The organism is Pseudomonas sp. Irchel s3f19 (assembly GCF_900187555.1).
Classification (GTDB): Bacteria; Pseudomonadota; Gammaproteobacteria; order Pseudomonadales; family Pseudomonadaceae; genus Aquipseudomonas; species Aquipseudomonas capeferrum.
In genome coordinates, this window is the sequence record NZ_FYDW01000001.1 from 23,695 (window position 1) to 36,672 (window position 12,978).

At 65.1% G+C, this 12,978-nt stretch carries 10 protein-coding genes; 2 read left to right on the plus strand and 8 right to left on the minus strand.

What is annotated here, in order from left to right; all coding sequences use genetic code 11:
- Positions 1–72: 72 nt before the first annotated feature.
- Positions 73–1,044: a PDR/VanB family oxidoreductase gene (locus CKW22_RS00110; protein ID WP_095063585.1), complete on the plus strand. Its 972-nt coding sequence runs from the start codon at positions 73–75 to the stop codon at positions 1,042–1,044.
- 106 nt (positions 1,045–1,150) lie between these two features.
- Positions 1,151–2,230, plus strand: coding sequence for a helix-turn-helix transcriptional regulator (locus CKW22_RS00115; RefSeq protein WP_033698764.1), 1,080 nt, complete (start codon positions 1,151–1,153; stop codon positions 2,228–2,230).
- Positions 2,231–2,335: 105 nt separating this feature from the next.
- On the opposite strand, the gene CKW22_RS00120 is transcribed toward CKW22_RS00115, so the two are convergent.
- The 8 genes from CKW22_RS00120 to CKW22_RS00155 all read right to left on the minus strand — a co-directional run bounded on the left by CKW22_RS00120 (position 2,336) and on the right by CKW22_RS00155 (position 12,970).
- Positions 2,336–3,169 (minus strand): helix-turn-helix transcriptional regulator, encoded by an 834-nt coding sequence (locus CKW22_RS00120; protein ID WP_033698765.1) that lies wholly within the window; start codon positions 3,167–3,169, stop codon positions 2,336–2,338.
- A gap of 53 nt (positions 3,170–3,222) precedes the next feature.
- On the minus strand, positions 3,223–4,635 hold the full coding sequence (locus CKW22_RS00125) for an aminotransferase (RefSeq protein ID WP_033698766.1): 1,413 nt from the start codon (positions 4,633–4,635) through the stop codon (positions 3,223–3,225).
- A gap of 34 nt (positions 4,636–4,669) precedes the next feature.
- Complete coding sequence (locus CKW22_RS00130) at positions 4,670–5,773, minus strand: polyamine ABC transporter substrate-binding protein (RefSeq protein ID WP_033698767.1); 1,104 nt, start codon at positions 5,771–5,773, stop codon at positions 4,670–4,672.
- A 232-nt stretch (positions 5,774–6,005) separates the two neighbouring features.
- The gene (locus CKW22_RS00135) at positions 6,006–6,707 is read right to left on the minus strand and encodes an NAD(P)H-dependent oxidoreductase (RefSeq protein ID WP_033698768.1); all 702 of its coding nucleotides are present in this window, start codon (positions 6,705–6,707) and stop codon (positions 6,006–6,008) included.
- A gap of 67 nt (positions 6,708–6,774) precedes the next feature.
- Positions 6,775–7,965: a pyridoxal phosphate-dependent aminotransferase gene (locus CKW22_RS00140; protein ID WP_033698769.1), complete on the minus strand. Its 1,191-nt coding sequence runs from the start codon at positions 7,963–7,965 to the stop codon at positions 6,775–6,777.
- Positions 7,966–7,988: 23 nt separating this feature from the next.
- Positions 7,989–9,218, minus strand: coding sequence for an alanine racemase (gene alr / locus CKW22_RS00145; RefSeq protein ID WP_033698770.1), 1,230 nt, complete (start codon positions 9,216–9,218; stop codon positions 7,989–7,991).
- Positions 9,219–9,252: 34 nt separating this feature from the next.
- On the minus strand, positions 9,253–10,860 hold the full coding sequence (locus tag CKW22_RS00150) for a 5-guanidino-2-oxopentanoate decarboxylase (RefSeq protein WP_095063586.1): 1,608 nt from the start codon (positions 10,858–10,860) through the stop codon (positions 9,253–9,255).
- The gene (locus CKW22_RS00155; protein ID WP_047580960.1) at positions 10,853–12,970 is read right to left on the minus strand and encodes an acetate--CoA ligase family protein; all 2,118 of its coding nucleotides are present in this window, start codon (positions 12,968–12,970) and stop codon (positions 10,853–10,855) included. The genes CKW22_RS00150 and CKW22_RS00155 overlap by 8 nt, the downstream gene beginning before the upstream one ends.
- Positions 12,971–12,978 lie beyond the last annotated feature (8 nt).

A 12,978-nucleotide genomic window follows, 5' to 3' on the forward strand; every position in this document is an offset into this window, starting at 1 on the left:
TACCGCTTGAGTCATTTGCACGTACTGGTGCGCGGCACGGCCTGCCGCGCGCCCTGGCAGTCGAGGTGAACCATGGCCAACACATATGAAATGTTCAGCGTGTGCGTGACCGAAGTGGAACAGGCCACGCCGCTGATCAAGCGCTTTACCCTGGCCCGCGAAGATGGCGCGGCGATGCCGGCCTTCTCCGGTGGCAGCCATGTCATCGTGCAGATGCAGGGTGCCGACGGCAGCCAGTTCAGCAACGCCTACTCGTTGATGAGCGACCCGCGCGATACCCGCAGCTACCAGATTGGCGTGCGCCTGGAGGAACAATCCAAGGGCGGCTCGGCCTTCATGCACCAGCAGGTGCAGGTCGGCACCCGCCTGACCATCTCCTCGCCCAACAACCTGTTCGCCCTGGACCCAGCGGCCGGCCGCCATGTGCTGATTGCCGGCGGCATCGGCATTACCCCCTTCCTGGCACAACTGCACGAGCTCGAAGGCGGCGCCGCCGACTACGAACTGCACTACGCCTTCCGCGCCCCGGAACATGGCGCGTTCCAGGCCCAGTTGGCCAACGGCCCGCATGCCGACAACACCCACTTCTACATCGACAGCCTCGATCGCAAGCTTGACCTGGCGGCCTTGTGCGCGGGCCTGGATGCGTCCGCGCACCTGTACGTGTGCGGCCCCAAACCACTGATCGATGCAGTCATCGCCTGCGCCGCCAAGGCCGGTATTGCCGAGCAACGCGTGCATTGGGAGCAGTTTGCCGCAGCCCCGGTGACCGGTTCGGCATTCACCGTGGTGCTGGCGCAGTCGGGCATCGAGTTGCAGGTGGAAGAAGGCATGACCATTCTTCAGGCCATCGAGAAGTCCAAGGCCGCCAAGGTCGAGTGCCTGTGCCGCGAAGGCGTCTGCGGCACCTGTGAAACCGCCATCCTGGAAGGCGAAGCCGAGCACTTCGACCAGTACCTGAGCGATGACGAAAAGGCTGCCCAGCAGAGCATCATGCTGTGTGTGTCGCGGGCACGCTCGGCACGCCTGGTGCTGGACCTGTAACGCGCGATCGGGGCTGCGGGGCGGCCCCACGGGTTTCACCGTCAACCAAAAGTTGACAGCTTGAGTATACTGGCAGGCTCTTGGCCCCGATCAGGACACTCTGCCGATGTTGGAAAACAGCTTTGCCTTTCGCCTCAAGGAACTGCTCGAGCATCACAAGCTGACCCTGCAAGCCGTGGGCACGGCCCTGGGTATTTCCCGCACAGCGGTGCACAAATGGACCCGCGGCGGGGAGATCGACTACGACAACCTGCGTAAATTGGCCGACTTTCTCAAGGTCAACTGGATCTGGCTGCGCTATGGCGACGAAGCCTTGCAGAACATCCAGCAGCCACAGGTGGTCGAGTTGCCGATGACCGACCTGCGCAGGCGCTACACCGCCGAAATCATGGAAAGCGAAACGCGCATGAAACTGGCCCAGGAAGGTGCGCGTATCGTGACCTGGGAATGGAACCTGATCAGCGACGAGGTCACCTATTCGCCAAACGTCGAACAGGTGTATGGCTGGCCAGTGCACCGCAACGAAGACTTCTGGCGCCATCTGCCGGATGAAGACGTGGCGCACATGCAGGCGATGTACGCCCAGGCCGTCGCCGAGGGCAGTGGCTGCGAGTGTGATTTCCGTATCACCCGGCCTGAGGGTGAAGTGCGCTGGATTTCCTCCCGCGCCACGGTGGTACGCGACAGCGCCGGGCGCTCGGTGAAGATGGTCGGCATCAGCATGGACAACACCGAGCGCCAGGTTGCCCAGCAGGCGTTGCGCAACAGCGAAGAACGCTTTCGCGCGATCTTCGAGCTGGCCTGGGGTGCCCTCGCCTACATCGACCCGGACGGCACCTGGCAGCGGGTCAATAACAGCCTCTGCGAGATGCTCGGCTACCGCGCCGAAGAGCTGTACGCCATGACCTTCCAGCACATCACCCATGCCGACGACCTGGCGCTGAACCTGCAATTGCTGGCGCGCATGCTGGCGGGTGAAACCGAGCGCTACGAGGTGGAAAAACGCGTGCGCCACAAGAGCGGCGAATACATCTGGGTGCGCGCCCGCACCTCGCTGCAGCGCCGCGACAACGGTGAGCCGGAGCACCTGATCAGCGTGTTTGAAGACATCACCGCCGAGCGGCAGGAGCATGAGCGGTTGCAGGCGCACATTGCGGCGCTGGAGGCGAAGCTGAGGGGGTTGTGAGGGCTGCCAGGTGTTTGACGTGAGGTTTTTGGCGCCTATGAGGTCGAGCGCCGCGCGGGCGGCGCTCGACCTCATAGGCGCCACAAACCTCACGCCAAACACTTATCAGCTCGCAACCGCCCCCTGCCGTAACCAGTCGATAAAGCGCGCAAACAACTCCGACTGTGAATTGATCTCAAGCTTCAGATACAGGTTCTTGCGGTGCATCCGCACCGTCTCCGGTGAAATCCCCAGCTGCACCGCCGTGGACTTCACCGAATGCCCCCGCAAGATCATGTGCGCCACCTCTCGCTCCCGATCGGTAAGCACCTGGCAACCAAAACTCTCGAACGCCGCCTGAACGCTGCCGCGCTCGGCCGAAGCCGTGGCGGCTTCAAGGTTGTAACGGGCATAACGCCCCAGCACTTCGCGCACCATCGGCTCGACCGCCCGCAGCAAGTCGATCTGCCCGCTGCTCAAGCGCGTGCCACTGCACCCCTGGAACAGGCTGAAGGACAGCTTGCGCCCCTGGCTGAGGTCGACGATGTAGTAGCTGTCTTCGCTGCAGCCGGTGCCCAGGTAATAGGCCTTGTAGTAGTCGCTGTCGAAGAAGTGGTCCGGGGCGATTTCTTCGAGGTGATAGAACCCCTCGGCCAGGCCACTCTGCACGGCCAGGCAAAAGGGGTCGAGCAGATAGCCGGCGGCGAAATAGCGCTCCAGCACCGCAGCACGGTGCACTTCGGGGATGCCCTGCTGATACAGCAGCTGCGGTGCCTGCCCCTGGCATTCGAGGCTGATCATCATCGACTCCACCTGCACCAGTTCGCCAATCGCGGCGGCCACGTAGTGCAGGGCATCGGCCGTTTCGCTGTGGCTCAGGGCACGCTGCAGCGCCGCATGCCATTGCTGCAGTGCCCCCAGCGAAAGGGTGAGCGGAGTGTCGGGAGAGGCTTGGGTCATGCCCGGCAGTCTAGCCTGCCAGGCACGCCCACGCACAGCCCTTTGCGCCAGGCTCATCGGCCTTGGTACAGCCCTTGCGCGGTGAGCTCACGCGCCGTTTCGATGATGCACTGGCGCAAGGTTTCGACGATTTCATCCACTTGCGCGTGCGTGATGATCAACGGCGGCGACATCACGTTCAGGTGCATGATCGGCCGCACCAGCAACCCCCTGGCCTGGGCTTTGCTATGGATACGCTCTCCGATGTTGACCGCGTCGGGGAACAACGCCTTGCTGGTTTTATCGGCAACGAACTCGACACAGGCCATCAGCTTCATGCAGCGCACATCCCCGACCAAGGGCAGGTCGCGCAGGCTGTGCAGCCGTTGTTCCAGGTAGCTGCCAACATCCTTGACGTGCGCCAGCAACTGCTCGCGCTCGATGATCTCGATGTTCTTCAGGGCCGCTGTGCAGCACACCGGGTGCCCGCTGTAGGTGAAACCGTGGGTGAAGCAGCGGCCCTTGCCTGGCTCGGCGATCACCTGCCAGATCCGCTCCGAGAAGATGCACGCACCCAGCGGCAGGTAGGCCGAGGTCAGGCCTTTGGCGGTGGTGATGATATCCGGGGTTACCCCGAACAGCTCCTCGCTGGCGAAGAAGGTGCCCAGGCGACCGAACGAGGTCACCACTTCGTCGGCGACGAACAGAATGTCGTAGGTCTGACACACCTGCCACATGCGCTCGAAGTAGCCCTTGGGCGGGATGATCACCCCGCCCGAACCCATGATCGGCTCGGCGAAGAACGCGGCCACGTTGTCGGCGCCCAGGGAAAGGATCTTGTCTTCGAACTCGGCCACCAGGAAGTCAAGGAACTCGGCCTCGTCCATGTCGTCCGGCGCACGGTACACGTTGGGGTTGGAGACGTGGTGGATCAGCTCATGGGCGTAGTCGAACTCGGGCACGCGGTCGGCCGCCTTGTTGCCGATCGCCATGGTCAGCGTGGTGGAGCCGTGATAGGCGTTGTAACGGGCGATCACGTGCTTTTTGTGCGGCTTGCCACGGCAGTTCTGGTAGTACTGGATCAGCCGGTAGGCGGTGTCGACGGCAGTGGAGCCACCGGTGGTGAGGAACACGTGGTCGAGGTCGCCCGGCGCCAGTTGCGCAAGCTTCTGGCACAGCGCGATGGCGACGTCGTTGGCCATGTCGGAAAACGGATTGGAGTAGGCCAGCTTGCGTACCTGGTCGGCGATGGCCAGGGCCATCTCTTCGCGGCCCAGGCCGATATTGGTACACCACATGCCGCCGACCGCATCGAGAAAACGGTTGCCGTGAGTATCGCGAATGTAGGCGCCTTCACCTTCGACAATGTTCAGCGCGCCCTGTTCGCGGTGCTCGTCGAACACATGGTAGCCGTGCATGTAGTGGGCCTTGTCGGCGTCCACCAGTGGGTCGTGGGCGATGGCGAATGCTTTGCTTGGGGTGGCCATGGGCAGCTCCTTGGCGGGAATCGGTTGGCAGTGTTCAGAAACCGGTCTTGACCGTGCTCCAGACCCGGGTGATGGCGCGCATGTCCTTGGGGCTCTGGGTCTTCTGGGCGAACAGGCGTTCGCGGGTCTTGGCATCGGGGTAGATCGCCGGGTCCTGGCGGATGTCGGCCTGTACCAACGCCGTGGCAGCGGCATTGCTGTTGGCGTAGTGGATGTAGTCGGTGACCTTGGCCATGGTTTGCGGCTGCAGCAAAAACTCGATGAAGCGGTGCGCGTTGGCCGCGTGCGGCGCGTCCTTGGGGATGTACAGGTTGTCGAACCAGATCAGCGAACCTTCCTGGGGGATGAAGAACGACAGCTTGATGGCCTTCTTCGCCTCTACCGCACGGGCCTGGGCAGTGGCGTAGTCACCTGACCAGGTCAGTGCCAGGCAGACATCGCCATTGGGCAGGCTGGTGAGGTAGTTGACCGAATCGAACTTGCGGATGTACGGGCGAATGCCCATCAGCAGTTGCTCGGCAGCCTTCAGGTCGGCCGGCGCTGCGCTGCGTGGGTCCTTGCCCAGGTACTGCAGGGCCAGCGGGATCACCTCGGTCGGCGCGTCCATCAAGGTGACGCCGCAGTCGGCGAAGCGCGAGACGATCTTGGGGTCGAACAGCATGGCCAGCGAGCCGATCGGTGCATCGGGCATGCGTGCGGTGATCTTGTCGACGTTGTAGGTGATGCCTGAACTGCCCCAGGTGTAGGGTGCCGAGTATTTCAGCCCCGGGTCGTACCCTTGCAGGTTGCTGACCACCTGCTCATCCAGGTTGTGCCAGCTGGGCAGTTGCTGCTTGTCCAACGCCTGGAACACGCCAGCCTGGATCAAGGGGGGGACCAGGGAAGCGTTGAGCATCACCAGGTCATAGCCGGAGCGGCCGGTCAGCAGTTTGGTCTGGACGGTCTCGTAGCCATCGAAGGTGTCGTAGACGACCTTGATGCCGGTGGCCTTCTCGAAGTCGGCCAGGGTGGTCTCGCCGATGTAGTCGGTCCAGTTGTACAGCCTTAGCGTGTTCGCGCTGCCCTCCTCCACCGCCAGTGCCTGCGTGGCGGCCGACGCCAGCAGCAGACCGCCAATCACCTTCAGTGCCTTGCGCATAGCAACTCCATCGTGTGACTGCTCCGGATCGAGCCGATGGGTTCACTATCGGGGGATTTGCTTGAGGGCAACATACCCCGAATGTGTGGGTGGCCGTTTGTAGGAGCGGCCTTGCGTCGCGAAAGGGCTGCGTAGCGGCCCCTCGATTTCAGCGTCACCGCACATATCCGGGGGCCGCTGCGCAGCCCTTTCGCGACGCAAGGCCGCTCCTACACACACATACACAACCGCGTTACCTCAGCGGATACAACGCCTCATCGAACTGCGCCAAGCGTGGGAACACCAGCGGCTGGTCGTCTGCCAACTGCTCCAGACGCTGCTGGTATTGCTGCAAAAACCCCTGGCGGGCCTCGGCGCTGATGTACGGCACGTGCCAGGCCACGAACGGTGGCAGCACCTCGAACCCGACATAGGCCAGCGTCCCCCGCAGAATCGGCCGCAACATGTCCTCGAGCGGCCCGTGAATCGCCCCTTCGCCAAACATGTGCTCACGCCCGCCCAGGGTCACCGTCACCAGCGCCTTCTTGCCAGCCAGCCCGCCCTGATCGTAGAAGCGCTTGCCGCCATAGCACACGCCCGACACCAGCACCCGGTCGATCCAGCCCTTGAGCATGGCCGGCGCCGAGAACCAGAAGATCGGGAAGTTCAGCACCAGCAGGTCCGCCCATAACAGCTTGTCCAGCTCTTGCTGGATATCCGCAGCGATAGCGCCGCTCTTGACCCCCAGGCGCTGCTCCAGGGCATAGACCAGGTACTCGGGGTTCTCGCGCTGGGCGAAATCATCAGCACTGGCCACCGGGTTCCAGCCCATGGCGTACAGGTCGCTGACCTGCACCGGGTGGCCCTGGTCGCGAAAGGTGGCCACGGCCTGGTCACGCAGGGCTGCGGTGAAGGATTGTGGCTCGGGGTGAGCGTGGACGATCAGTACATTCACAACGTTTCTCCTCACACAAAACGGGATGCGTCAGCGACGGCGCAACACTCGATACAGCCGCGCCTACTCACGCAGGGGCCTGCTGTTGCATCAGTGCCTGGGCACAACGGGCAATGCGCCGGCAGGCATCGACCAGCGCCTCGGGGCCCACCACCAGCCCCAGGCGGATGTGCCCGGCGGCGCTGGGGCCAAAGGCCTCGCCGGCCAGCACCGACACACCTTCGCGGTCCAGCAGGCGGTCGGCAAAGGCCTGCGCGCTGAGGCCGGTTGCGCGAATATCGACCATCACGAACATGCCGCCATCGGGTTTCAGGGCCTTGACGCCCGGGCAACCCGCCAAGTGTTCGCACACCAGGTCGCGGCGCTGGCGATAGGCGTCGCGCATGGCCTCCAGTGCTGGCATCGGCTGGGTCAAGGCCACCACGGCGGCGTCCTGGATAAAGTCCGGCGAGCCATACAGCATGCACAGGGCCAGGTTTTCCAGGTGCGTGGCCAGCTCAGGCGAGCTCACTACCCAGCCCACCCGCCAGCCAGTCATGGCGTGGGATTTCGACAGGCTGTTGAGGGTCGCGGTGCGCTCGGCCATGCCCGGCAGGCTGCCAGGGCTGACATGCTCGCCGTCGTACAGCAGCTCGCTGTACACCTCGTCAGAGATCAGCCACAGGTCGTGGGCGATGCACAGCGCTGCCAGTGCCTCCCAGGTCGCGCGCGGCAAGCTTGCCCCCGAGGGGTTGTGCGGGCTGTTCAGGGCCAGGGCGCGGGTACGCGGGGTGATGCGCGCCGCGACGTCCTGCGGGCACACCCGAAAACCGTTCTCCGGCTTGACCGGCACCGGTACCACTTTGGCGCCGCAGGCACCGAACACCGCCTCGTAGGTGACGTACATGGGCTCGGCGACAATCACCTCGTCGCCGGGGTCGAGCACGCACTGGGCCACGCAGAACAACGCGCACTGCGCACCCGCCAGCACCGTGACCTGCTCGGCACTGACGGCCTGGCCGCTGCGTTGCCGGTGGCGATCGGCGATGGCCTGGCGCAGGGCGAGCTTGCCGCGCACATCGGCGTAATGGGTATGGCCTGCTCGCAGGCTGTCGATAGCAGCCTCGACGATGGGGCCCGGGGTGTCGAAGTCCGGGTCCCCCACCGACAGCAGCAGGATGTCCTTGCCCTCGGCCTGCAGCGCCAGGGCGCGGTAATGGATGTCCCAGGCGGCGGCGCCGTCGCCGGCGATACGTTGGGTCAGCTTGGCGTAATGCATGGCAATCTCCCTTCAGTACGGGGTCAGTCGACGAGAATCTTCGGGTTTGAGCTGCCCCACACGGTGTACAGGTCAGCCAGCAATGCACCGTTGATGTCTTCCATTTCGCCCTGGGTGATCTCACCCCCGGCCTGCTTGCCGAACAGCACCACCTCGTTGCCGTTCTTGACGTCGGGGAAGTCGGTGACATCGACCATCAAGGTGTTCATCGACACCTTGCCCACCACCGGCACGCGGTGGCCGTTGATCAGCACATGGCCCTTGTTGGTGAATACACGGCGGTAGCCGTCAGAGTAGCCGACGGTGATATTGGCCAGGCGCGCGTCACGCGCCAAGGTGAAGGTGCGGTCATAGCCGACAGTATTGCCGGCCGGGTAGCTGTGCACGGCGGCCACCCGCGACTTGAACTGCATGGCGCGCTGGTACTCGGTGCGCGCCGGCACGGTATCGCCGAACAGCGCACCGCCGGTGCGGACCATGTCCAGGCGCGCCTCGGGCACCTCCAGGGTGGCGAAGGAGTTGGCCGCGTGCAGGGTCAGCTGGCTGCGGTCGAGCTTGGCATGCTTGATCAGCCAGTCGGCCTGCTGGTTGAACGCTGCCAGGCCCTTGCGTACATCGTCCTTGTCTTCCACAGCGAAGTGGGTCATCAATGCCACCAGCTTCAGGTGCTTCTGGTCGGTGATCTGCAGCGCTTCACCGCGCCCGCTCCAACTGGCCATCTCTACCCCGTTGCGGCTCATGCCGCTGGAATTGAGCGCCAGGTGAATACGCAAGGTCTTGCCATGGCGCTCGGCGATGGCGTCAGCCTGGCGGGCAAATTCGGCGCTGCCGACCAGTTCTTCCATGTCGTATTGCAAGGCATCTTCCAGCTCGCTCAGGCTGGCCAGGCGCACCCGCACCAGTTGCCCGGTAAAGCCGCTGGCCCTCACCACGCGGGCTTCCTCGTTGCTGGCCACCGCCACGCAGGGCACGCCAAGGGCAATGACCGAGGGCATCACCAAGCCGATGCCGTGGCCGTAGGCATCGGCCTTGAGCACGGCGCACAGCTTGGACTTGCCACCCAGCTCCGCTTGCAGGGTGCGGATGTTGTGTTGCAGGGCGCTTGCGCTGACCTCGACCCAGGCATTGCTGTTTTGCACGGTCAGGGCGTTGCTGCCGTTGTCCATCGACAGCGGTGGTGCGGCATACAGCGGGGCCTGGCCGGTGATCAGCAGGGCCAGGGAAGCAGCCAGAAGCGTGCGGCGAAATGGCATGGGGGTTTCTCTTGTCATGGGTAATGCGCCGCTGTCAGCAGACGCAGGTATGTTTGAGTTCGATAAAGGTCACGCCTGGCGTGGCGAAGCCGCAGGCCAGGTCTGCCTGCAAGGCATCCAGGTCGCGCGGCTGGCGCACTGCGCAGCCAAATGCGCGGGCCAGGCCGATGAAGTCGGGGTTGCGCGGCAGCACGCCAACCGGCTCGATGTCCAGGCCAAGCATGTCGTCACGGATCTGCCCGAGGGCATCGTTGTTCCACAGCAGCACCACCAGCGGCCGGTCCAGTTCCTCGACGGCGGTGGCCAGCTCCTGGGCGGTATAGAGGAAACCGCCGTCGCCGACCAGCACCAGGCCGGGGCGGTGGTCAGTGGCGAACATGCCGCCGATACCTGCCGGCAGGCCGTAGCCGAGGGTGCCGTAACCGGTGGGGTGCAGCCAGCTGCGCGGCGCCCGGCTGGCAAAGGCGTAGTTACCGGTGTAGGCCAGTTGGGTCATGTCGCTACTGATGAAGGCGTCATCCGGCAGCACCGCTTCGATGCGATCGAGGATGGCCTGGTGAATGGCCTGCAACGGCGCATGCCCGTCACGGATGGCCTGGCGCAGGGCGGCCACCGTTGCGATAGCCTGACGAGGGTCGCGATCGCCCTCGGGCAAGGACGCCAGCAAGCCGTCGAGGGTCTGCCGCGCATCACCGTGCAGGGCCACGGCGCAAGGGTAGAAGTCGTTGAACTTGCGTGGGTCGATGTCCACCCGCAGCAACTCGCCATTGACCGGCAGGCGCTCGCGCCAGAAGTCGGTGTCGGCCATTTCGGTGCCCACCGCCAGCACCACATCGGCTTCGCTGATCAGTTGCCAGCCTGGCGCCACGCACAGGCTCGAACCGGCATTGAGCGGCGCCTCGGGAGGCTGCAGGCCCTTGCCGGCGACGCTGGTGAACAGCGGCGCGGCCAGGCGCGTGCTCAGTTGCTGAAGTTGTTCGGCAGCGTGCAACGCGCCGCCGCCAGCGATGATCATTGGCCGTTTGGCTGCGGCCAGCTTCAGCGCGGCCTGGCCCAGCGTGGCCTGGTCGGGCTGGCCCCGCCCTGGCCGGCGCACCACCTCGTCGCTCCAGTCGCGGGCAACGGGCGCGGCCAGCACGTCCAGCGGCACCGAGATGTGCACCGGGCGCGGGCGTTCGCTATCGAATACCGCCCAGGCACGGGCAATCAGTTCGGGCAGGTCGTCGGCGCCCAGCGCCACGGCGGAAAACGCCGTGATCGGCGCAGTCATGGCGCGCTGGTCCTGGGTTTCATGCAGGCAGCCCCAGCCTTTGCCCAGGCTGGCCGTGTGGTTGACGCTGGAAATCACCAGCAGCGGGATCGAGTCGGCATAGGCCTGGCCAATGGCGGTGGCGGCATTGGTCACGCCTGGGCCGGTGATGACAAAGCACACCCCCGGCCTGCCACTGACCCGGGCATAACCATCTGCCATGAAGCCGGCGCCCTGCTCATGCCGGGTCAGCACATGGCGGATGCCACTGCCGGGCAAGCCGCGGTACAGCTCCAGGGTATGCACCCCAGGGATACCAAACACAGTATCCACCCCGTAGTTGGCCAGCAGCCGTACCAGCGCCTGGCCGGCAGTCATCGGGCGCTCATGCATGTTGATCTCCTTGCGGCTGGCCGAGGCGGATCAGCGCATCGACCGCGGTGGTGCCGTGGGCACCGACCATCAATGGGTTCACATCCAGTTCCAGCAATTGCCCGGCGTTTTCACAGGCGTAGTCGGCCACGGCGCGGATCGCCGCCACCAGTGCCTGCAGGTCGGCCGCCGGGCGGCCACGGAAACCTTGCAACAGGCTGGCGCTGCGCAGGCCCAGCAGCGCGGCGCGGATGGCGCTGTCGGTGGTCGGCAGCAACAGGCTGACGCTGTCCTTGAGCAACTCCACCAGCACGCCGCCAGCGCCGATTACCAAGGCCAGGGCGAAATCGTTTTCACGCTTGATACCGACGATCAGCTCGGCCAACGGCGGCGGCGCCATGGGTTCGAGCAGTATCTGGTCGAACGGCACGCCTGGCGCATAGGCGCCGATGCGCTCGCGCATCTGCACCAGGGCGGCCTGTAGCGCCGCTGCATCACGCAGGTTCAGCGCAACCGCACCGGCTTCGGTCTTGTGCGGCAACTGCGCACTGACAGCCTTGAGCACCAGTGGGTAGCCCACCCCGGCAGCATCGTCCAGCGCGCGTTCAGGGGTACTCAGCACCCCGGCCGGCACCGGCAGACCAAAGGCGCTCAGGGCTTGTTTGGACTGCCATTCATCCAGCAGCCGGCCAGCGCCTTCGAGGGGCTGTGGGCTCAGCGGTACCTGCGCCGCCTCGCCCTGCTCCAGCAGGCGCTGGCGGCTGCGTTGATACGCCACGATCCGCCCCCACGCCGCCAAGCCATCTTCAACCCCTTGCAGCGCAGCGATGCCGCGCGCATGCAGGCGTTCACGGGCGGCTGCCGGCAACAGCTCGGGAAACGCCGAGGTGACGAAGCCGATCTTGCCGTGGCGCTCCAGCGCATCGCAGTACAGCGCCAGCAACAGGTCGCATTCCTTGCGCTCGCCGGTGAACTGCGCCGGGTAGTCGAGCACCAGCATGGCCGCATCCGCCGCGCCGCACAGGGTGCTGTCGAGCATGCGTTGCAGGGCCGCTTCATCACCCCAGATCGCGGTGGTGAAATCCAGCGGGTTGACCAGGTTGGCGTAGGCCGGCAGCACGTGGGCCAGCGCGGCGACCTGCCCCTGCTCCAGGCTGGGCAGGCTCAGCTGGTTGCACTCGGCGTAGTCGGCGATCAAACCGGCGTCACCGCCCGAACAGGCCAGCGCGAGCAGCCGGCCATCGCCAGGCAGGCGGCCACAAGCGGCGGCCTTGAGCGTCTCGACGAAGCTCACCGGGCCACTCACGCGAATCACGCCCAGGCGCTGGAACAGGCTGTCATACAGGGCATCGGAGCCAGACAGCGAGCTGGTGTGGCTGAGCGCCAGTTCCGCACCGATCTGCGACACGCCGGTCTTCAGGGCAATGATCGGCGTGCCCTGCTGCAGCGCCTTGTACGCAGCGCGAGCAAAGCCGGGCACGTTTTTCAGGCCCTCGAGGTGCAAGCCGATGGCGGTCACCCGTGGGTCGTCGAGCAGCACGTCCATCAGCTCGGCCACGCCCAACTGCGCCTGGTTGCCGACCGACGCCATGTAAGCCACCGGCAACGAACGGTCGCTCATGGACAGGTTGTAGGCGAAGTTGCCGCTTTGGGTGAGGATCGCCACGCCCTTCTCTACCTGCTTGCCACCATGGGCCACCGGCCACAGGGCGGCACCGTGCAGGTAGTCGAGCAGGCCATAGCAGTTGGGGCCGAGCAAGGCCATGTTGCCGGCCGCCGACAGCAAGCGCTGCTGCAGCAGGTGGCCTTGCTCGCCGCTCTCGGCAAAGCCCGAGGCATAGCAGATGGCACCCCCGGCACCGAGGGCGGCCAGCGCCTCGACGCAGTGCAGGGTCAGCTCACGGTTGGTGGCGATGAACACCGCGTCAGGCGCGCAGGGTAAGTCCGCCACCTGCGCTACACAGGGGATGCCCTCAAGGCTGGCGTGCTGCGGGTTGACCAGCCACAGCGGGCCGGCAAAGCCACCTTCGGCACAGCGCTTGAGGGCCCGGGCCATGCTGCGCCCGCCCACGAAGGCCAAGTGCCGTGGCGCCAGCAGGCGCTTGAGGTTGTCACGAATCGAATGCGACATGCTGATTC